The 21,266-nt window shown below is 34.7% G+C and carries 19 protein-coding genes, 1 pseudogene and 1 riboswitch; of the genes and pseudogenes, 2 read left to right on the top strand and 18 right to left on the bottom strand.

Features of this window, described 5'->3' with window-relative positions:
• Position 1 precedes the first annotated feature (1 nt).
• Entirely contained in the window at positions 2 to 1,189 is a 1,188-nt protein-coding gene (locus tag AC0L5U_RS17255; protein ID WP_473417688.1) for an acetate/propionate family kinase, read from the top strand.
• On the opposite strand, the gene AC0L5U_RS17250 is transcribed toward AC0L5U_RS17255, so the two are convergent.
• The 17 genes and pseudogenes from AC0L5U_RS17250 to AC0L5U_RS17170 form a co-directional block, all read right to left on the bottom strand.
• Positions 1,175 to 1,831, bottom strand: a complete 657-nt coding sequence (locus AC0L5U_RS17250; protein WP_473417687.1) for a head GIN domain-containing protein — start codon at positions 1,829 to 1,831, stop codon at positions 1,175 to 1,177. The two genes, AC0L5U_RS17255 and AC0L5U_RS17250, sit on opposite strands and share 15 nt — an antisense overlap.
• 85 nt (positions 1,832 to 1,916) lie before the next feature.
• The gene (locus AC0L5U_RS17245) at positions 1,917 to 3,014 is read right to left on the bottom strand and encodes an acyloxyacyl hydrolase (protein WP_473417686.1); all 1,098 of its coding nucleotides are present in this window, start codon (positions 3,012 to 3,014) and stop codon (positions 1,917 to 1,919) included.
• 30 nt (positions 3,015 to 3,044) lie between these two features.
• Complete coding sequence (gene metF / locus AC0L5U_RS17240) at positions 3,045 to 4,001, bottom strand: methylenetetrahydrofolate reductase [NAD(P)H] (RefSeq protein WP_473417685.1); 957 nt, start codon at positions 3,999 to 4,001, stop codon at positions 3,045 to 3,047.
• A gap of 151 nt (positions 4,002 to 4,152) precedes the next feature.
• Positions 4,153 to 6,825 (bottom strand): methionine synthase, encoded by a 2,673-nt coding sequence (gene metH / locus AC0L5U_RS17235; protein WP_473417684.1) that lies wholly within the window; start codon positions 6,823 to 6,825, stop codon positions 4,153 to 4,155.
• A complete protein-coding gene (locus tag AC0L5U_RS17230; protein ID WP_473418325.1) occupies positions 6,825 to 7,025 on the bottom strand; it encodes an antibiotic biosynthesis monooxygenase family protein in 201 nt (66 codons plus the stop codon). Before AC0L5U_RS17230 ends, metH begins: the two co-directional genes overlap by 1 nt.
• Positions 7,026 to 7,117: 92 nt before the next feature.
• A complete protein-coding gene (locus tag AC0L5U_RS17225) occupies positions 7,118 to 8,134 on the bottom strand; it encodes a homocysteine S-methyltransferase family protein (RefSeq protein ID WP_473417683.1) in 1,017 nt (338 codons plus the stop codon).
• 51 nt (positions 8,135 to 8,185) lie between these two features.
• Positions 8,186 to 8,296, bottom strand: a riboswitch (SAM riboswitch).
• A gap of 140 nt (positions 8,297 to 8,436) precedes the next feature.
• Complete coding sequence (gene cysM, locus AC0L5U_RS17220; protein ID WP_473417682.1) at positions 8,437 to 9,327, bottom strand: cysteine synthase CysM; 891 nt, start codon at positions 9,325 to 9,327, stop codon at positions 8,437 to 8,439.
• Positions 9,311 to 9,934 (bottom strand): serine O-acetyltransferase EpsC, encoded by a 624-nt coding sequence (gene epsC, locus AC0L5U_RS17215; protein ID WP_473417681.1) that lies wholly within the window; start codon positions 9,932 to 9,934, stop codon positions 9,311 to 9,313. Before epsC ends, cysM begins: the two co-directional genes overlap by 17 nt.
• Positions 9,935 to 10,251: 317 nt before the next feature.
• Complete coding sequence (locus tag AC0L5U_RS17210) at positions 10,252 to 11,307, bottom strand: NAD(P)/FAD-dependent oxidoreductase (protein WP_473418324.1); 1,056 nt, start codon at positions 11,305 to 11,307, stop codon at positions 10,252 to 10,254.
• A gap of 30 nt (positions 11,308 to 11,337) precedes the next feature.
• Positions 11,338 to 11,892 (bottom strand): annotated as a pseudogene (locus tag AC0L5U_RS17205) (precorrin-2 dehydrogenase/sirohydrochlorin ferrochelatase family protein); the annotation flags it as partial.
• A gap of 3 nt (positions 11,893 to 11,895) precedes the next feature.
• Positions 11,896 to 12,657, bottom strand: a complete 762-nt coding sequence (gene cobA, locus AC0L5U_RS17200; protein ID WP_473417680.1) for a uroporphyrinogen-III C-methyltransferase — start codon at positions 12,655 to 12,657, stop codon at positions 11,896 to 11,898.
• 9 nt (positions 12,658 to 12,666) lie between these two features.
• Positions 12,667 to 14,772 carry a HEPN domain-containing protein gene (locus tag AC0L5U_RS17195; RefSeq protein ID WP_473417679.1) on the bottom strand — a complete coding sequence of 702 codons (2,106 nt, stop codon included), beginning with the start codon at positions 14,770 to 14,772 and terminating at the stop codon, positions 12,667 to 12,669.
• 13 nt (positions 14,773 to 14,785) lie between these two features.
• Positions 14,786 to 16,033, bottom strand: coding sequence for a sulfate adenylyltransferase subunit 1 (locus AC0L5U_RS17190; RefSeq protein WP_473417678.1), 1,248 nt, complete (start codon positions 16,031 to 16,033; stop codon positions 14,786 to 14,788).
• Between the two features lie 85 nt (positions 16,034 to 16,118).
• Positions 16,119 to 17,024, bottom strand: a complete 906-nt coding sequence (gene cysD, locus AC0L5U_RS17185) for a sulfate adenylyltransferase subunit CysD (RefSeq protein WP_473417677.1) — start codon at positions 17,022 to 17,024, stop codon at positions 16,119 to 16,121.
• A gap of 10 nt (positions 17,025 to 17,034) precedes the next feature.
• Positions 17,035 to 17,655 (bottom strand): phosphoadenosine phosphosulfate reductase domain-containing protein, encoded by a 621-nt coding sequence (locus tag AC0L5U_RS17180; RefSeq protein ID WP_473417676.1) that lies wholly within the window; start codon positions 17,653 to 17,655, stop codon positions 17,035 to 17,037.
• Between the two features lie 12 nt (positions 17,656 to 17,667).
• Entirely contained in the window at positions 17,668 to 17,925 is a 258-nt protein-coding gene (locus AC0L5U_RS17175; RefSeq protein WP_473417675.1) for a DUF2061 domain-containing protein, read from the bottom strand.
• A gap of 161 nt (positions 17,926 to 18,086) precedes the next feature.
• A complete protein-coding gene (locus AC0L5U_RS17170; RefSeq protein ID WP_473417674.1) occupies positions 18,087 to 18,506 on the bottom strand; it encodes an RrF2 family transcriptional regulator in 420 nt (139 codons plus the stop codon).
• Positions 18,507 to 18,592: 86 nt separating this feature from the next.
• On the opposite strand from AC0L5U_RS17170, the gene AC0L5U_RS17165 reads away from it, so the two are divergent.
• On the top strand, positions 18,593 to 20,455 hold the full coding sequence (locus AC0L5U_RS17165) for a heparinase II/III domain-containing protein (RefSeq protein ID WP_473417673.1): 1,863 nt from the start codon (positions 18,593 to 18,595) through the stop codon (positions 20,453 to 20,455).
• Here AC0L5U_RS17165 and AC0L5U_RS17160 read toward each other — a convergent pair.
• Positions 20,452 to 21,246 carry a PhzF family phenazine biosynthesis protein gene (locus tag AC0L5U_RS17160; RefSeq protein WP_473417672.1) on the bottom strand — a complete coding sequence of 265 codons (795 nt, stop codon included), beginning with the start codon at positions 21,244 to 21,246 and terminating at the stop codon, positions 20,452 to 20,454. The genes AC0L5U_RS17165 and AC0L5U_RS17160 overlap by 4 nt on opposite strands.
• Positions 21,247 to 21,266 lie beyond the last annotated feature (20 nt).

Here is a 21,266-nt window from a genome sequence, read left to right as displayed (position 1 = left end):
TATGCAAGTACTTGTACTAAACTCAGGAAGTTCTTCACTAAAATTTCAATTATTCTCTATGCCAGAAGAAACTATTTTGTGCTCTGGGCTAATTGAACGTATTGGATTTGATGATGCAAAATTTAAATTCAAAACCGATAAAGATGCTATTGAAGTTGTTGAAGCGATTCCGAATCATAAAGTGGGTTTAGAAATGCTATCAAAACAATTATTGAATAGCGAAACTAGTATTATAAAATCTACTGACTCCATTGATATCGTGGGGCATCGAGTAGTACACGGTGGTAAACACTTTACAGATACCACAGAAATAACCGATGCTGTGAAGCAAAAAATCAAAGCCTTATCTTCTTTAGCACCATTACATAACCCTGCTAATTTTGAAGGTATTGAAGTTGCCGAAGCTATTTTTCCAAATGCAAAACAAGTGGCTGTTTTTGATACAGCTTTCCATCAATCAATTCCTGAATATGCATATAAATATGCTATTCCTAATGAATTTTTGGATGAGCATAACATTCGTTTATATGGATTTCATGGGACAAGTCACAAATACGTTTCCGAAAAAGCTATTGAATATTTAGGAAAAGAACACTCTAAAATTATCACTATTCATCTTGGTAATGGTTGTAGCATGACTGCGATTAAAGAAGGAAAAAGTGTTGACCATTCTCTAGGATTTTCTCCTGTAAATGGACTCATTATGGGAACCCGTTCTGGAGATATTGACCAATCTATAATCTTTCATTTAGCCGAAAAATTTGGTTATACTTTAAGTGAAATAAACACATTGCTTCAAAAGAAAAGTGGCATGTTAGGTTTAACAGGGTTTAGCGATTTAAGAGATATTCAAGCAGGAGCTGAAAAAGGAAACAAATCTTGCCAATTAGCATTACAAATGAATGCCTACCGTATAAAAAAATATATAGGAAGTTATACTGCTATTCTAAACGGATTGGACGCTATAGTATTTACCGCTGGAATTGGAGAAAACTCACCATTAATGCGAGAGCTTGTTTGTAAAGACTTGGATTATTTAGGGGTTGAAATCGATTTAGATGAAAATAATATTAGACCTGACAAGCTTACTGTTATCAGCCCTGAAAACTCTAAAGTAAAAACATTAATAATCCCGACTAATGAGGAGCTAGAAATAGCCAAACAATCGGTAAGTTTATTCGAAAATTAAGCGCCCTTTGTAAAGTGCTTCAATTCGAACAAGAGGTGGACGATTTTTAGAAATTAAATTTCCGGTACTAAACAATTTACCTACAAGAGATTGTTGCGGATTAACAAACATATCATTACTACCTCTATGAAAAACAGTAATATTCTGAGCTAAAAAATCCTCACCCTCGAAGCGACTATTTCCTGCTAAAAAAGAAACACTCAAACTCTTTGTTTTACCAAAGACGTAACAATTAGATGAGTTATTGAAAAATAATTCAAATCTATCATTGTCAATTTGCAAGCGAAAATCTCCAACTGTGAACACATCTGACATTAAATTATCTTCTGATAGAATAGTCAAACTAGGATAAGTCAAAACACCATCAGAACTTATATCATATTGTGTAGAACTCCTTATTTCGGTAATATTCGGAGCACTAACGTATATTTTTGTAATGTTATAATTACGCACAAAGTTACATGTATTATCGTCTCTTAAAGTTAATGTTCCGTTTTCAACAGACACCTTGACTTCTTCAAATAAATTCTTCCCTGTTTTTACAACGACTTTATGAACTGGGGCTTCTTTAACAATCAACTCAACATCTCGATTTACAAAAATTTTATCAAAAGAAGAAACAGAAACTTCCTTTTGGATCAAACTGCCAGAAGTTTGAAAACAGTCATTAGCATTATCACTATCACAAGCAAAGAGAAAAAAATCCCAAAAATATAAATTAGTCTTTTCATAATCTTAATCCTATACCTAGTTCTACAGCTTCAGCCCTAAAGCCATGTGATTTTAAAGTCAAAGCACCAAACCATTTTTCTCCAAAATAGCGTTTTAACCCAGCTCTAATATAAGTTCTTCCTTCAAATTCAAAAGGGTAGTAAACATAATATCCTAACTGTGTAACTAAACTTGTTCTATTAATGAATAACTCATGTCCTAAAAAAACTCCCAAACGCTTATGATCCTCATTACCTGACAGACCTTCCTCTGGAAATGCCACGCTTCTAAAATATATTAATTCTTTTAAAAAATTTGAAAAGAACACTTCTGAACCAAATTGTAAAGCACTTTTTCTGTTAATACGTTTATCGGCATATGCAGAAATTGTATAAAAAGCATACTGACCACTACCTATTAAATCACTTTCATTAACTCCTGTCCTAAAAGCAATATTATACTTTATAGGTTGAGTGAATTTTCTATCATTATTGTCCAGAGTATATTGATATTCTGGTTCTGTATGGTCTAAATTATATGTAACACCTAAATTCAGCGTCATGGAATTCACACTCCCATTTGGCGCTTTTACATTGGCATTAGAGTAATGAATCAAGGAAAATCCAGCCTGTAAACCAAATCTATTAAAAATGCGCTCTTTTTTATAATTGAGCATTACATATGTACTACTCATTAATGATGTACCAAATGCTATATTCCTAAAGTTATTTTCTCGATGATATGGATTTGTAGTATAAGCCAACCCTTGACCAATTCGCATCATCAAATTACGATTGAAAAAGTAAAAATTATAGTGAGCATACAATGAATAATTATTTCCTAAAACCTCGCTTTTCAAATTTTGATAAGCGAAAGACACTCCATAATCGGGGAAGTTATAACGTTGTTCCCAATCTTCAAAACCATATGTTTTTTTATTCAAACTTAAAATTACCCCCTCTGGATGCCCCTGTATCAAATGCAAAATTTCATCATTATGTAAAATAATGTTGCCACTAAAATAATTGATATCAAAGTATGAGGTATGTGTTTTATCTTGTGCAAAAGTTAATACACAAAAAGAACATAATACATAAGTATAAAATAATTTCATATTGGGGTTTCAATACCGCAAATGTACTATTTAAAACAATGCCTTTGCAATAGCATGTACATTATCACTCTTCCCCATAGAATAGTAATGCAATACAGGCACACCAGCTTCTCTAAGCTCATTAGATTGTTGAATAGCAAACTCTACACCAACTTGTCTTACCGCTTTGTTATCTTTACAATCTTCAACAGCATCAATTAAATCTTGTGGCAAATCGATTTTAAATACTTGGGGTAATAATTGCAAATGACGCTTTACAGCAATTGGCTTTATTCCCGGGATAATAGGTACTGTAATCCCCATTTCTCGTGCTTTTTCAACAAACTCAAAATACTTACTATTGTCAAAAAACATTTGCGTTACCACATAATCAGCACCAGCATCAACCTTAGTTTTTAAACGTCTTAAATCAGTAACTAAAGATGGTGCTTCCATGTGCTTTTCAGGGTAACCAGCAACACCAATACAAAAATCAGAATTATGCTCCACATCTACATCATCATGTAAATATTGTCCACGGTTTAAGTTTGCAATTTGCTCTACCAAGTCATTAGCAAACGCATTCCCTCCTTTAACAGGTTTAAAGTAAGGCTCATCTTTCATCGAGTCACCACGCAATGCCATCACATTATCTAAACCTAAATAATGACAATCGACTAACACATATTCCGTCTCCTCTTTAGTAAACCCACCACATAGCAAATGTGGTATGGCATCAACTTGATACTTATGCATAATAGACGCACAAATACCTACCGTCCCCGGGCGCATACGCGTAATACGTTTATCTAAAAGCCCGTTTCCTTTATCAATATACACATACTCCTCACGCGAGGTAGTTACATCAATAAAAGGTGGCTTAAACTCCATTAACGGATCAATATTATTATACAAATCCTGAATATTTTTACCTTTTTTAGGCGGTATTACCTCAAACGAAAACAATGTTTTTCCGTTGGCATTTTTAATATGGTCTGTTACTTTCATTCCTATTTCCTGCGAAAGCAGGAATCTTATTAATGATTAATACTTTTATATTTTTCTTGGGCGTTCCCCTATCGGGTCGCGCTTTCCGTTTCAAGTCCTCGCACTTCCTCACGTCGGGCTGTGGGCTTTCCTCTACAATCGCTAACGCGGGTTATTCCGCCAAATTAGGGTGTAACCACTTTCTAGCTTTCCCTTTGTCAATGCCTTTTCTCTCTGCATAATCAGTTAATTGATCATCTGTAATTTTACCTAATCCAAAATATTTCGATTCTGGATTACCAAAATAATATCCAGAAACTGCTGCTGCAGGCCACATTGCTAAACTTTCAGTTAAGGTAACCCCTATCAATTTTTCAACATCTAATAATTCCCAAATGGTTTCCTTTTCCAAATGGTCAGGGCACGCAGGATAACCTGGTGCAGGTCTAATTCCTTTGTAACTTTCCTTTATTAAATCCTGATTTGTTAAATCTTCATTAGCAGCATAACCCCAATGTTTGGTTCTTATTTGTTTATGCAAATATTCAGCAAAGGCCTCTGCAAACCTATCCGCTATAGCCTGAGCCATAATCGCGTTATAATCATCATCTTTTGCTTTATAACTATCAGCCAATTCTTGAGCTCCAAAAATACCCACACAAAAAGCTCCCATATAATCTGTTTTACCAGATTCTTTTGGCGCAACAAAATCTGCCAAAGCATGATTTGGAATTCCATCACGCTTTTTTAATTGCTGACGCAATGTTCTAAAAACAGCAACTTCTTGTCCTTTTTTCTGAATAGAAATATCATCTTCATTTATCGCATTTGCTTCAAACAAGCCAAAAACCGCTTTTGGCTTCAACAATTGTTTTGCAACAATCTCCTGAACCATCTCTTGAGCATCTTCAAACAACTGGGTGGCTTGTTCACCAACCACATCATCCGTTAAAATATCTGGATATTTTCCATGTAAATCCCAACTTCTAAAAAACGGACTCCAATCTATAAATGGCAATAATTCTTTTAAACTCAATTGCTTCAAAATCTGAACACCCAATTCTTTAGGTTTTACAATTTCAGAAGTATTCCAATCTATTTTATATTTTCTTTTACGCGCTTCTTCAATCGAGATATAAGATTTCTCCTTACCACGTTTTAAAAACTTAGTTCGGAATTCATCATAATCTTTCTTCATTTTTGCCACATAAGCATGCGACGTTTTCTTATTCAGTAAATCGCCAACAACCGTTACCGCTCTTGAGGCATCATTTACATGTACTACTGCATTATTGTATTGTGTATCAATCTTAACAGCCGTATGCGCTTTAGATGTTGTAGCGCCACCAATTAGCAATGGCACTTCAAAGTTTTTGTTTTGCATTTCTTTTGCCAAATACACCATTTCATCAAGCGATGGTGTAATTAACCCAGATAATCCAATAGCATCTACACGCTCTGAAATCGCTGTTTCAATTATTTTTTCAGGTGGCACCATAACACCTAAATCTACAATCTCGTAGTTATTACAGGCTAGTACCACACTCACAATATTTTTACCAATATCATGAACATCTCCTTTTACGGTTGCCATTAATATTTTACCAACAGGCTCTGACTTATCTGATTTTTCAGCTTCAATAAACGGATTCAAATACGCCACCGCTTTTTTCATCACACGTGCCGATTTTACAACCTGAGGTAAAAACATTTTTCCTGCTCCAAACAAATCGCCTACCACATTCATACCCGTCATTAAATTGCCCTCAATAACTTCAATGGGTTTGTTTGCAGCAAGTCTTGCTTCCTCTATATCTTCAATAATAAAGGCATCCAAACCTTTTACCAATGCATGCGTAATTCTATCTTGTAACGGATTTTCGCGCCATGATAAATCGACTGTTTTTTCAGCTTTAGTACCTTTTACTGTTTCAGCAAAATCTAATAATCGCTCTGTAGCATCGTCTCGTCTATCAAGAATTACATCTTCAACGTGTTCTAATAAATCCTTTGGAATATCATCATAAACCTCCAACATCGCAGGATTTACAATACCCATATTCATACCATTCTGGATGGCATAATACAAAAACACCGAGTGCATCGCTTCACGTACCGTATTGTTTCCTCTAAAAGAAAACGACACATTACTCACACCACCACTTACAGAAACATTCTCAAGATTTTCTCGAACCCATTTCGTCGCTTCTATAAAATCAATAGCATTTCTTTTATGCTCATCCATTCCTGTTGCTACAGGAAATATATTTAAATCGAAAATAATATCTTCTGAAGGGAAACCAACTTTATTTACTAAAACATCATAAGACCGTTTTGCTATTTCAATACGTCTTTCATAATTATCGGCTTGTCCAACTTCATCAAATGCCATAACAATTACAGCAGCACCATATTTCTTTATTTGTTTAGCTTCCCAAATAAATTTTTCCTCACCTTCTTTAAGCGAAATTGAGTTTACCACGCATTTCCCTTGTACGACTTGCAAACCAGCTTCAATGATTTCCCATTTGGAAGAATCAATCATCATTGGCACACGGCAAATATCTGGTTCAGCAGCTATCAAGTTTAAAAAACGCACCATGGATTCTTTTCCATCAAGAAGTCCATCGTCCATATTAATGTCAACAATTTGAGCACCACCATCCACTTGATGACGCGCAATTTCTAAGGCTTCATCAAATTTTTCTTCTTTGATTAAACGTAAAAACTTTCTAGAACCAGCAACGTTAGTACGCTCTCCTACATTTATAAAATTGCTGTTTTCGTTTAAAACCAAAGGTTCTAAACCAGACAATTTCATGTATTTAGTTTGTTTTATTTTCATTATTTATAATGCTCTACTGTTGGAAACGGTTCGTAAAAATGATGCAATAATGCTTTCCATTCTTGATATTTATCTGATTGCCTGAAACCAATTTCATGGTCTTCAATCGTTTCCCAGTTTACTAATAATATATATTTATCGTCTTCCTCGATACACTTTTTTAATTCATGAGAAATATAACCTTTCATTGAAGAAATAATAGTTTCTGCTTTTTTGAAATTGACTTCAAACTCAGCAGAAAGCCCTTCTTTATTTTTAATGTGGCTACTTCTAGAATCATAATTTATTTATACTAAGACTCTTCGACTGCGCTCAGAGTGACAAATTCACGTGATTTATATTTAGCAGCTATATTCGCTATCACACGAATATGCTCCGGACTCGTACCGCAACAACCGCCAATAATATTAATTAAATTCTTCTTTAAATATTCTTCAATTTGTTCGCCCATTTCTTCTGGGGTTTCATCGTATTCTCCAAAGGCATTCGGCAAACCTGCATTGGGATGCGCCGAAACAGCAAAATCTGTTTTATTAGCAATCGCCTCTAAATGCGGTTGTAATAAATTAGCTCCTAAAGCACAATTAAATCCAACAGATAATAATGGAATATGCGATACCGAAATTAAAAATGCTTCAGCTGTTTGTCCTGATAAAGTTCTCCCTGATGCATCCGTAATTGTTCCACTTAACATAATTGGCATATCAATATTGCGTTCTTCCTTTACTTGCTCAATAGCAAATAATGCTGCTTTGGCATTCAAAGTATCAAATACCGTTTCTACTAATAACAAATCTACTCCGCCATCAACTAAAGCTTCAACTTGTTGTTTGTATGCAATACGTAACTCTTCAAAAGTAACAGCACGATATCCTGGATCATTCACATCTGGCGACATACTTGCCGTTCTATTTGTTGGCCCTATTGAACCTGCTACAAAACGTGGTTTATGGGGTTCTTTAGCAGTAAATTCATCAGCAACTTCTTTGGCTATTTTAGCAGATTCATAATTAAGTTCATACACCAAATCTTCCATTTGGTAATCTGCCATAGCGATTGTAGTTCCAGAAAACGTATTGGTTTCAACAATATCTGCACCTACTTCAAAATATTTTCCGTGAATGGTTTTAATAGCTTCTGGCTGTGTAATAGACAACAAATCGTTGTTACCCTGCAATGGTGTTGGGTAATCTTTAAAGCGTTCGCCTCTAAAATCTTCTTCCGTGAATTTATAAGCTTGTAGCATAGTACCCATGGCACCATCTAAAACTAAAATTCGTTCTTTTAAAGCTTTGTATATATTCGACATTTTTTTATTTGTTGTCTAAAATGTCATCAAGAAAAGTTTAAGATTCACTTTTCGTTATCTTTCCAATACATCCATATTAGTAGAATTTAGCACCTTCTTTAAAAAGTTAAAGGGTTGCCAAGGCTTCAACGGGTCTAATCCCTCTACCTTTCTTGATAACACTAGTACGTTAATGAACTCGCGCACAAAAATACTAACTATATTTTTGTTATCCTTATCCTGCGAGGTCTTTTTTGACCTTGTAGGTATTTATAATTTAAACCTACAAGGTTCTAAAAACCTTGCAGGAGAATTTTAATTCCTTACTCAAACAATGTAGACGATAAATATCTATCCCCTCTATCGCAAATAATGGCTACTATAATACCTTCTTCAATTTGTTCAGCAATCGTTAAGGCACAAAATACAGAACCACCACTACTCATACCTGCAAACACGCCTTCTTCTTTAGCTAACTTAATAGTAGTCGCTTTAGCATCTTCTTCAGATACATCAACAACAATATCTACACGTTTAGGATTAAAAAACTTAGGTACATAATCTGGCGACCACTTTCTAATCCCAGGAATTCTTGCTCCATCGGCAGGTTGAGCACCAACTATAGTAACACTACTATTCTTTTCTTTTAAATATTTTGATGTACCTGTTATAGTGCCAGTAGTTCCCATAGCCGATACAAAATGTGTTATTTTACCATTTGTAGCTTCCCAAATTTCAGGACCAGTTGTTTTATAATGCGCTTTCCAGTTATCATCATTTTCAAACTGATTCAGCAAAGTATAGCCTTTTTCATCACGAAGCTTAAAAGCCAAATCACGAGACCCCTCAATACCAACATCCGACGGCGTTAAAATAACCTCAGCCCCATAAGCACGCATCGTTTTTACACGTTCTTCTGTAGAATTCTCAGGCATTATCAATACCATTTTTAACTCTAATAACTTCGCAATAAATGCCAATGCTATTCCAGTATTTCCACTAGTAGCTTCAACCAAAGTCCCTCCTTTTTTAATGTCGCCACGTTTCAAAGCTTCATTAATCATGTTGAAAGCAGGACGGTCTTTCACACTTCCTCCTGGGTTATTTCCTTCTAATTTCAAAAATAAACGCACACCTTCTTTTTTCAAAAGATGCGTCGCTTCAACTAGAGGTGTATTTCCAATCTGACCAATAATACTATTTTCGAATCCCATTTTTTCTTGGTCTTATTTTAATTTCTGTTTGATAGGTTACTAACGAATTTTCTGGAACCGATTCCGTAATCCAAACATTAGCACCAATAATACTATTTGCACCAATTACAATATCTCCACCTAAAATGGTCGCATTAGCATAAATGCAAACATTATCTTCAATAGTCGGATGCCTTTTTGTTGAAGCCAAATCTTTAGAAACCGAAATTCCTCCCAAAGTCACCCCTTGATAAATCTTAACATTTTCACCAATAATAGACGTTTCACCAATAACAATTCCCGTTCCGTGGTCAATGTAAAACGACTCGCCAATCGTAGCCCCAGGATGAATATCAACACCCGTAATCCCATGAATATACTCACTCATCATCCTTGGCAAAATATAAACCCCAAGCTTGTAAAGTGCATTACTCAATCTATAAATCGAAATCGCATAAAAACCAGGATAGGCCATATAAATCTCCGCTAAAGAGTGCGAAGCAGGGTCATTACTCTCAAAAGCAATCGCATCTAAATCCAGTTTTTTTCTAGTTTCAGGAAGCTCAGCCTTAAATGTTGCCCAAATTTCCTTGCCATTTTCAATCTCTAACGTCGTCAGTATCTTCAAAAAAGTCTTCTCCAAATAATCCCCATGCGCCTCCTCTTGCGCACAATCAAACAAGGAATAAAACAAGCGTTTCGTGAATGTTTTAGCAGTATCCTTTAAGCAAACGTTGTAACTTTTCATCTGTTAAATATCAAATCCCACAAGGCATTTTAGCACCTTGCAGGATAATTTTTTATTTGGGCATTCCCCTATCGGGTCGGGCTTTCCGTTACAAGTCCTCGCACCTCCTTCGTCGGGCTGTGGGCTTTTCTCTTCAATCCCTAATGCACCTATCCGCCAAAGTCATTTTCAAACTCTAGCTTATTAGTTTATTTGTTTTAGTTGATGGCCTGAACAACCGCTTTTGGCGCTTCTTTTCTAGTACCATCAAAACCATTTACACCACTAACAGTTGTGTATTTTAATACAAATTTCTTCCCCGGATTAATAATTTTATAAGCCGCTTGACACATAATAGTTGCCTCATGGAAACCACAAAGTATTAATTTTAATTTTCCAGGATAGTAATTCCCATCTCCAATAGCAAAAATACCAGGAATATTCGTTTGATAATCTAAAGCATTATTAACTTTTATGGCATTTTTTTCAATCTCTAACCCCCAATTTGCAATAGGTCCTAATTTAGGCGACAATCCAAATAAAGGAATAAAATGATCGGTTTCTAAAGTAAAAGGTTCTTCATCCTTTTTGGTAATTTCAATAGCTTCAACCTTACCATCTCCTAAAATATCAGTCACTTCAGCAGGGGTAATCAAATTAATTTTTCCAGCATCTTTAAGCTCTTGTACTTTTTCAACAGAATCTAAATGCCCTCTAAATTCATTACGTCTGTGTACTAGTGTAACACTTTTCGCTACATCAGCTAAAAAGATACTCCAGTCTAACGCAGAGTCTCCACCACCAGCAATAATAACTTTTTTATCACGATACATTTCAGGCTCCTTAATCATGTACTCAACACCTATATCCTCATATTTAGCTAAGTTTTCAAGCTGAGGCTTTCTAGGTTCAAAACTACCCAAACCACTAGCAATAGCTACAACAGGCGCTTGATGTTTTGTACCTTTATTTGTAGTTACTATAAATGTACCATCTTCTTGCTTCTCAACAGTATCGGCACGTTCCCCCAAAGTAAATCCAGGTTCAAACTGCTTTCCTTGTTCTAACAAATTTCTTGTTAAATCTCCTGCTAAAATTTCAGGAAATCCTGGAATATCATAAATAGGTTTTTTAGGATACAACTCTGAACATTGTCCACCCGGTTGTGGCAATGCGTCAATTAAATGACATTTCAATTTCAACAATCCCGCTTCAAAAACAGTAAACAAACCTGTTGGTCCCGCTCCTATGATAAGTATATCAGTCTTAATCATTTTATGATTCTTTTTTTCTATTAATCCTTTCGTGAATTCGTTTAGTGTTTCCACTTTTTCTTCGAAATCCCCTTTTATTGTTTTTCTATACTCGTTTAAATTCTTTACTAAATCGTCCACATTTTCAGGAATAACATCCTCAAAAAACTGACGTAAACGTTTAGCTGTTGTTGGCGATTTTCCGTTAGTACTAATAGCCACTTTCACATTACCTTTTGTTACAATGCCTCCCATATAAAAATCACAATATGGCGGATTATCGGCAACGTTTACTAATTTGGCTTCTGCTCTACAATCTTTCCACACCTGAACATTCACTTCAGGTACATCTGTCGTAGCTACAACCATATGCTTGCCAATTAAATACTTTTTATTGTAAACATCATCAACTAATGTTACACAACCTTTTTTTGCAAGCGCCCTAGTACCTTCACGAAACATGGGCGATACCATAGTAACATGAGCATCAGGGCTCGATTTTAATAAGAACGTTAATTTCTCTTCGGCAACGTTTCCGCCTCCAACAATAAGCACGCTTAAGCTTTTCGCTTTCAAAAAAATAGGATATAAGTTATTTCGTTCCATCACTTAATCCTGAATAACTTCTTTTTTAATGGAATCTAAAACTGCGCGCTCCTTAACAACATCTCCAATAACTATAATTGCTGGAGCTGCGAGTTGCTTTTCTTTTACAACCTGCTGAATGTTACGAATAGTTCCAAAACCTACATTCTCATTATCTCGTGTACCATTCTGAATGATTGCTACTGGTGTGTTTCGCTTATTTTCAGCATAAAACACCTTAACAATTTCACTCAATTTATGCATGCCCATCAAAATAACGATGGTTGCAGTCGATTTTGCTGCTAATTCAACATCTGCAGATAAGGCATGGTCTTTAGTTGTAGCGGTAACTACCCAAAAACTTTCAGAAGACCCACGTTTTGTTAACGGAATACCTTGATATGCCGGAACAGCCAATGCTGATGAAATACCTGGCACCACGTAGGTTTCTAAACCAAATCCTCTTACATAGTCAATCTCCTCTGCACCACGACCAAAAATAAATGGGTCGCCACCTTTTAATCGTACAACGTGCCCTTTTTCTTTGGCTTTAGTAACAATTAACTCGTTAATTTGTTCCTGCTGAAAGGCATAACAACCTTTACGTTTCCCCACAAAAATAAGCTCCACATCTTCAGAAGCATATTTTAATAAAGATTCGTTGATTAGTGCATCATATAAAATGACATCCGCAGCTTCAATGGTTTTAATTGCCTTTAAGGTAATTAAATCTTCATCGCCAGGGCCTGCACCTACAACAGTTAATTTTGGGGTTTTAATACTCATTTTTATCTATTAAACCGCTTTCTTTGATAGTTCCGTTTGAGCTTCTCTAAACGCTCTAACCTTACCTAAAAACTGATTTGCATTTTCAATATATTTTGAAGCAAATTCGGCAGTTGGTGCAAATTTATTAATTTGGTATATCAATTCAGAGAAAGATGTCCCTAAATCTATTTTTCCACTTGAAATAAATAATTCATCAAAGTCCTTTATAATACCTGCATGTGTATTTGTCTTCTTGTTTTCAGCTAATAATAACGCTTTCGCTGAATTCACTAAAGATTGGTATGCTAAATAAATAGCTCCTGAATACACTCCGTTACCAAAAGATTCATTGGCGTTTTCAATTTTCTCTTCACTTTCAAAGAATAAGGTGGCGATTAAATCGATAACTACACCTGCACATTCGCCAATTCCTATCTCTTTTACGTATTTTTCTTCTTCGCCCCAATCAATAAAATCAGCTTGGGTTAAATTACTTGCATCTTGTAAATCGTTCAAGAAATCATAGAAGTATTTTTCGCCTTTTTCTTGGTAGTACTCTACAAACTGTTTTCCGTTAGCATTAGCTTCAAAATCATTTAAGATTCTACGTAATGCTTCTGGTCCTCTTTTACTTGGCACTTTTACTACTTTATCTGCAAAGGTTGCGTTTCCATCGCCTTGATTACCACCTCCAAGTAATACTTGTAAAGCTGGTGCCACTAATTTATCTGGCGTACGAACCGTCATCCCTTGGAAACCAATATTTGCCATATTGTGTTGCCCACAAGCATTCATACAACCACTAATCTTAATAACAAGATCTTCGTTTTTTAAATATTGTGGGTATTCAGCTTTAATAACACGCTCTAATTCTTCTGCAATACCAGTACTACTCGCAATACCTAAGTTACAAGTATCTGTACCCGGACATGCTGTAATATCAACTGCTTTATTATAACCCGCTTCAACAAAACCTAATTTCTCTAGTTCTGTATAAAATAACGGCACTAATTCTCTTTTTACAAAAGGAATAACAATGTTTTGACGCAATGTTAAACGCACCTCTCCAGCACCATATTTATCAACTAAATCAGCTAATAAACGTGCTTTATCTGTATAAAAATCACCTAACAATACTTTGATACCGATACCAACATAACCTTCCTGTTTTTGAGGAATTAAGTTGGTAGATTTCCAAGTTTCAAAAGCTTGTTGATCTTTAATAGTCACTTGAGGGATTTCAGTAATTTCAACTGGTGTTGAAGCTACATAAGATTCTGCATCAATAGCAACACTTTTAAATTCGATAGCCTTTTTCTCTTGTTCGATTAATGCTCTAAAAGCATCTAAACCGATGTCTTTTAATAAGAATTTCATTCTTGCTTTAGCACGACTTTTACGCTCTCCGTAACGGTCAAAAACACGTAAAACACCTTCCATAATTGGAATGATTTTATCGGTCTCAACAAAATCGAACAATACATCCGCATGACGTGGTTGAGAACCTAAGCCTCCGCCCACCATGACTTTGAAACCACGAACACCATCTTTTACTTTGGCAATGTATCCTATATCATGCAAATATGATAATCCTGTATCTTCATCTGTAGAAGAAAAAGAGACTTTAAATTTACGCCCCATTTCTTGACAAATTGGGTTACGTAAAAAGAACTTGTATAATGCATCAGCATAAGGCGACACATCGAATGGCTCATCTACATCAATACCTGCTGTTTCAGAAGCGGTTACGTTTCTTACCACATTACCACAAGCTTCACGCACGGTAACCTCATCTTTTTCTAACTCCGCCCAAAGCTCAGGCGTTCTATTTAAATCTACATAGTGAATCTGAATATCTTGACGTGTTGTGATATGTAAACGACCACGAGAATACTCATCAGATACTGCTGCAATTCTTCGTAATTGATTACTTTTTAGTTTTCCGTAAGGCACTTTGATACGAATCATTTGCACGCCTTCTTGACGTTGACCATAAACACCACGTGCTAAACGCAGACTTCTAAATTTTTCCTCGTCGATTTTTCCGTTGTGAAAAAGCTCTATTTTTTGAGCTAATTCTATAATGTCTTTTTGGACTATCGGATTTTCTATTTCTGTTTCGAAACTTCTCATTTTCCTTTTCTTTTTATTGAATAAATCCGGCTCCAACCGTATTATTTGACTGTGGATCTATTAAAATGAAAGACCCATTAGTTCTATGATTTTTAAACTGATCGTAAAAAATTGGTTTATTTAATTTGAAGGTTACCGAAGCAATATCGTTTACTCCTAAACTTGTAACATCCTTTTCAAAACCAGAATAATCAGGATTAATTTTATGATTAATACGATCAACTTTAGCCAATACTTTATTAATTCCGTGCTGCACAATATACTTACCGCCTGTATTAAGGTGGTCTGAATCCATCCAACATACATTAGCTGTAAATTGTTTATCGATAGTTGGTAAATCGCCTTCTTTAACAATCATATCACCACGACTTACATTGATATCATTTTCTAAAGTGATAGTAACTGAAGAACGTCTTGAAGCCGTTTCGTACTTTTCATCATAGAAATAAATATCTTTTATTTTTGAACGTGTTTTGGATGGCAACACAATAATATCATCGCCTACACTTAAATTTCCTCCATAAACCTTTCCTGCATAACCTCTAAAATCATGAAAATCTTCAGTTTTTGGACGAATTACATATTGCACAGGGAAACGTGGTGTACCTACATTAAAAATATCAGCTTTATCTAATTGCTCTAAATGCTCCAATAACGCTTCTCCTTTATACCAAGGCATCTCATCAGATTTATTAACAACATTATCGCCTTTTAAAGCACTTACTGGAATGAATGTGATTTTTTGATCTTGATAATCTCTTTTGCTCATTAATTCAGAAAAATCAGCTTTGATTTTATTGTAAACTTCTTCAGAGTAGTCAACTAAATCCATTTTATTAATCGCAACAACCACATCTTTAATTCTTAATAAATTATTGATGAAGAAGTGACGATTGGTTTGCTCAATCACACCTTTACGAGCATCAATTAATATGATAGAGGCTTGTGATGTTGAAGCTCCAGTTACCATGTTTCGCGTATACTCAACATGACCAGGAGTATCAGCAATAATGTAACTTTTCTTTTTTGTTGAAAAATAGATATGTGCGACATCAATAGTAATTCCTTGTTCTCTTTCGGCAACTAAACCATCCGTAGCTAAAGAAAAATCTAAGTAATCGTATCCACGTTGTTTACTTGTTTTTTCAATGGCTTCTAACTTATCTGTAGTTAATGATTTTGTATCGTAAAGAATACGTCCAATCAACGTACTTTTTCCATCATCTACACTTCCTGCTGTTGCTATTTTTAATACTTCCATTTTTTATTATAATGATAGGTCCTAAACCTAATTTGTATTCGTTTTAAAAGATTTCCGCCTTCGCGGAAATGACAAAATTGTATTTTTAGAAATACCCTTGTTGTTTACGCTTTTCCATTGCCGCTTCAGAGCGTTTATCATCGATTCTTGCGCCACGTTCTGAAATTGTAGAATCTCTAATTTCTTCTACTACTTTAGAAATCGAAACCGCATCTGATAATACAGCTGCTGTACAACTCATATCTCCAACAGTTCTAAAACGTACCATTTCTTCAATTACTTCTTCATCTTCATCTCTATAAACCACACCGTCTTCAGCAGACCAAATCATGCCGTCTCTTAAGAATACTTTACGTTTGTGTGCAAAATAAATAGATGGAATTTCAATATTTTCTCTTTCTATATAAGACCAAACATCTAATTCTGTCCAGTTTGAAATCGGGAATACACGAACATTTTGTCCATGGTCAATCTCTCCATTCAACATATCAAACAATTCTGGTCTTTGGTTTTTCTCATCCCATTGTCCGAAATCATCACGAACTGAAAAAATACGCTCTTTTGCTCTTGCTTTTTCTTCATCACGACGTGCACCACCAATAGCAGCATCAAACTTAAATTCTTCTAAAGCATCTAAAAGTGTCGTAGTTTGCAACATGTTTCTACTTGCATAACGTCCTGATTCTTCTTTCACTTTTCCTTGATCGATAGAATCTTGTACGTTTCTTACAATCAACTCTAATCCTAATTCTTCAACCAAACGATCTCTGAATTCAATAGTTTCAGGAAAGTTGTGTCCTGTATCAATATGCATTAACGGGAAAGGTACTTTTGCTGGATAAAATGCTTTAACCGCTAATCTTACCAAAGTAATTGAATCTTTTCCTCCTGAAAATAACAACACCGGTTTTTCAAACTGTGCTGCCACTTCTCTCATGATGTAAATCGCTTCGTTTTCAAGCGAGTTGATATGTGATGTATCTTTTTTCATAATATCTTATTTAAGCGTGTAAACCACACTCTCTGTTTTCTAATGCTTTAGTTGGATCAAAATATTTAAATTCGTTTGGTAAGTTGTTTTCTTCTAAATAGGTGTCTAATTTTTCATCAGACCAATAGTAAAACGGACTCACTTTTAAAACGCCATCTTTACTTAAACTAAAAATACCAATGCTGTTTCTAAATGCTGTTTGCCCTTGACGTAGGTTTGTAAACCATACATTTGGTTTATGTTCTTCCATAGCTCTTTTAAATGGCTCAAGCTTTACTTGCTCTGTAAACAAAGCATGCTCTGGAGCATCAATACTAGGAATCCCCATAACCACATCTCTGTGTGCAGATGTTTGTTTTGGCACATATAAAGACACATTTAAGTTTAAATCTTTAATAACTTGTTCTGCGTGCTTGTAAGTTTGTGGTGTATTATAACCTGTATCACACCAAACCACAGGAATGTTAGCTTCTATTTTACTAACAGCATGTAGTATAGCCGCTTCGTAAGGTCTAAAATTAGTTGTTACAACTGCTTTTTCATTAAGCTCGAAAGCCTTCTGAATAATTTCAGCTGGCGTTGCTTTTTCAAAGCTTTTATTTAATTCTTCTATTTGAGTTTCTGTAAACATCCTTCTTTATATTTATTTACCCCACTTTACAGCATTCCAAATACGCTCGTGGAAAAAGTATAATACCATTTTAGTTAAAAAATCAATTGAAGCTATAGACGCTGCAATCGAAATTTCTCCTGTTAAAATATAAGACACAATCAAAGTATCTAAAGTCCCAATGACTCTCCAGCTTAATGCTTTCGCTACACTACGTATTGGTTTTTCTCCAATACTATCATCTTTATAAGTGGACTTTTCTTTACCTTTTAATAACATTTGCGCAATCATTTGTCGTTATTTTATATTAATCCTATCAATTTAGTAGGGATTACAAAAGTAAAACATTTTATAACACAAAAAAGAGTTTTAACAACTTTTTAGAATAATGGAAAATTTTAAGGATTAACTGTAGAAAATTCTTTTAAAATCGGTAATATTTTGAGAAATCTTTATCCATCTGTATTAGATAAATCAGCTAAAGTTGTATTTCTGAAGACTTTAAGCGTGCTATCACGTACTTCTATCATCAATTTATGAACACTACATTTATACTCATCAGGACAATCGTCGCACTTTTCATAATAGTTTAAACTAACACATGGCACCATAGCAATAGGACCTTCGAGAACGCGCATCACATCAGTCATTAAAATTTCAGAGGGTTCTTTTCTCAAATAATATCCGCCATGTTTGCCTTTTTTAGACCCTAAAACACCTGATTTTCTTAAAGTTAAAAGAATACCTTCTAAAAATTTCTGTGGAATTTGTTCGCTCTTTGCTATCACACCTACTTGAACAGGCATATCGCCTTCACTTCGTGCAATGTAAGTTAGCGCTTTTAGTCCGTATTTGGTTTTTTTGGATAGCATGATGCTAATATATAAATTTAAAAAATTGTGAGTAAACTATCAACTATCTTTTCATTGTACTATATTCGAAGAAATAATCTAGAATAATGCAAACTAGACTTCTTTTTATAACTGTTTTTTTAATATTTGGGCTTTGTTTTGGTCAAACTAAAACGACACTTTATCCTCTAGAAAACCCTGTTGATGTTGAATATTTAGAAAAAAATATTAGAAAATCTCTTCCAAGATTAGTTTACACAAATAAAATTGTAACTCATCTAAAATCTAACATTGATAAAGATTCGGTTTTAAAAAATTTATACGCAGCTATTAAGTTGAATGCAGATGATATTTACGAAAAACCTTTTGTTAGCTATGAGATTACAGGACGAAGACTCCTTGACGTTTCTCGCGAATTTTTATATCGCATCAACATACTTGGTTTTATTTATCTCATAGAAGAAGATGAAAAATCACTTAAAAGAATAAATGATGAATTACTCGCTGTTTGTAATTTCCCTGATTGGAATCCAAAACACTTTCTAGATGTAGGAGAAATGGCTTTAGGAGTTGCTTTAGCATTAGATTGGACTCAGAATAATTTACCCCAATCTACTATCAATCAAGCAAAAAAGTCTCTGATAGATAAAGCTTTAAACAAAACTTGGAGAAAAAATGGAAAAGTTTGGGGAATCTCTAAACTAACAAATAATTGGAATCAAGTGTGCCAAGGCGGAATTGTTGCTGCTGCTCTCGCTATTGCCGATGATAACCCACAATTAGCTGCAAAAACAATTCATCGTGCGTTGGATGGTTTACCAAACGCCTTAAAAGCTTATGCTCCCGATGGTGCATATCCTGAAGGCTCTACTTATTGGGGATATGCCACACGATATTCCGTTATGACTATAGCTATGTTTGAAAGTGCTTTTGGTACTGATTTTGGACATTATGATACACCCGGATTTAAAGAAAGTGCCATATTTAGAGCGCTTTCCAATTCTCATTCTGAATTTACTTATAACTATTTTGATTGTGAGCTACTAAGAAATCCTAATGGAGATGAAACATTAGCTTGGTTTGCTACAAAATCTGGCACAAGAAACTTTTTTGAAAAAGACCGCTTTCTTAAAAAACCTTACAAGATGGGTAAATTACAAAGGTTGATGGGGTCTGCAATGTCTTGGATAAGTCAGTTTGAAGAAAAAAATAATATAGAATTACCTACAGCATGGAAAGGAGATGGCGAAAATCCGATTGCTATATTTAAGAGTAAGACCAAAGATTCTATTAAGTATTATCTAGGTTGTAAAGGCGGAAAAGCATCCATGAGTCATGGCAATATGGATGCAGGATCATTTGTATTCGATTTAAATGGTATTAGGTGGTCTTTAGATTTACCTCGACAAGAATATCACGATATTGAAAAAACGGGTTTTAATCTTTGGTCAAATGATCAAAATGGCGACCGTTGGAAACTGTTAACAAAGAATAATTTTGGACATAGTACTATTACAATCAATAATGAAAAATTCATAAACAACGCCTTTGTCCCATTGGTAGATTTTAACAGCGACATAAAACCATCAGTAAGTTTCAACTTAACACCAGTATATGGCGAAAACATAAAAAAAGCGACACGACGTTTTACAAAAGACAATACCAATTCGTTACTAATTGAAGACGATTTCGTTTTATCAAACAAAACCAAAGTGATTACTTGGCAAATGATTACAACAGCTGATGTTACCTTAACTGATTTTGGAGCAATTCTTTTACAAGACGGAAAACAACTTAAATTGGAGAATTTATCTCATCCTGAAATAAGTGTTTCAGTAATATCATTATCTCCACCTCCCCATGAATTAGATATTAAAGAAAAAGGACTAAAACGTATTGAAATAAGAATACCTGTTTGGACTATTAAAAACGGAGCAACTAAATTAAGAGTTCGTCTTTCTGAACTCTAAATTTTTAATTTAGCTTCAAAAACAGTAATTGCTTTCCCTTTAATTTCAACATTAGAATTCTTAATTGCAACTTTTAAAATACCCCTTCTTTCAGAAATTTGATGAGAAGTCATATGTGTTTTCCCTAATCTACTAGACCACAAAGGCGTTAAAGCGCAATGCGCTGAGCCTGTTACGGGATCTTCATTAATACCAGCTTCTGGAACAAAACAACGCACCACAAAATCAACATTATTATTCCCTTCGGAAGTTATCATTAGATGTCCTAATCCGTTTGATTTTAAAACTTCAAAATTGGGTTGGCTATTCTCAATATCTTTTTGATCTTCAGCGATTGCAAGAACCCAATTATTGGTTTTATAAACTGCAATAGGTTCAAAACCTAAGTAGGCTTTAAAATCAGGAGGCGTTTTAATTTTCGACAAACTATATTGCGGAAATGTCATAACAATTTCATCTTCATCTTTTGAAATAGTTAAATTTCCACCTTTAGCCTTGAACTGTATTAATTCATCTGATGATTTTATACCAAGTTCATACATAATATGTGCTGAAGCCAAAGTAGCATGACCACATAACGGAATCTCCACAGTTGGTGTATAAAATCGAATATCAAACTCATTACCATTAGGCGATACAAAAGCAGTTTCAGATAAATTCATTTCTGCTGCCATACTTTGCATAAATGCTTCTGAAGCTAATGCATCAAGAATCATCACTCCTGCTGGATTACCTTTGAACGCTTTATCCGTAAAAGCATCAACTTGATATATAGTTTTATTATCTATCAAATCTGTTTATTTAGTTTAAA

This window comes from Jejuia sp. G7-7, assembly GCF_055808955.1.
The sequence above is the reverse complement of the archived record's forward strand: the minus strand, read 5'-3'. Positions and strand labels throughout refer to the sequence as shown.

Excerpts from the sequence above, each read along its gene's own strand:
- AC0L5U_RS17255 (WP_473417688.1), top strand. The coding sequence starts at position 2 with ATGCAAGTACTTGTACTAAACTCAGGAAGTTCTTCACTAAAATTTCAA.
- AC0L5U_RS17245 (WP_473417686.1), bottom strand. The coding sequence starts at position 3,014 with ATGAAATTATTTTATACTTATGTATTATGTTCTTTTTGTGTATTAACT.
- metF (WP_473417685.1), bottom strand. The coding sequence starts at position 4,001 with ATGAAAGTAACAGACCATATTAAAAATGCCAACGGAAAAACATTGTTT.
- metH (WP_473417684.1), bottom strand. The coding sequence starts at position 6,825 with ATGAAAATAAAACAAACTAAATACATGAAATTGTCTGGTTTAGAACCT.
- AC0L5U_RS17225 (WP_473417683.1), bottom strand. The coding sequence starts at position 8,134 with ATGTCGAATATATACAAAGCTTTAAAAGAACGAATTTTAGTTTTAGAT.
- cysM (WP_473417682.1), bottom strand. The coding sequence starts at position 9,327 with ATGGGATTCGAAAATAGTATTATTGGTCAGATTGGAAATACACCTCTA.
- AC0L5U_RS17210 (WP_473418324.1), bottom strand. The coding sequence starts at position 11,307 with ATGATTAAGACTGATATACTTATCATAGGAGCGGGACCAACAGGTTTG.
- cobA (WP_473417680.1), bottom strand. The coding sequence starts at position 12,657 with ATGAGTATTAAAACCCCAAAATTAACTGTTGTAGGTGCAGGCCCTGGC.
- AC0L5U_RS17195 (WP_473417679.1), bottom strand. The coding sequence starts at position 14,772 with ATGAGAAGTTTCGAAACAGAAATAGAAAATCCGATAGTCCAAAAAGAC.
- AC0L5U_RS17190 (WP_473417678.1), bottom strand. The coding sequence starts at position 16,033 with ATGGAAGTATTAAAAATAGCAACAGCAGGAAGTGTAGATGATGGAAAA.
- cysD (WP_473417677.1), bottom strand. The coding sequence starts at position 17,024 with ATGAAAAAAGATACATCACATATCAACTCGCTTGAAAACGAAGCGATT.
- AC0L5U_RS17180 (WP_473417676.1), bottom strand. The coding sequence starts at position 17,655 with ATGTTTACAGAAACTCAAATAGAAGAATTAAATAAAAGCTTTGAAAAA.
- AC0L5U_RS17175 (WP_473417675.1), bottom strand. The coding sequence starts at position 17,925 with ATGATTGCGCAAATGTTATTAAAAGGTAAAGAAAAGTCCACTTATAAA.
- AC0L5U_RS17170 (WP_473417674.1), bottom strand. The coding sequence starts at position 18,506 with ATGCTATCCAAAAAAACCAAATACGGACTAAAAGCGCTAACTTACATT.
- AC0L5U_RS17165 (WP_473417673.1), top strand. The coding sequence starts at position 18,593 with ATGCAAACTAGACTTCTTTTTATAACTGTTTTTTTAATATTTGGGCTT.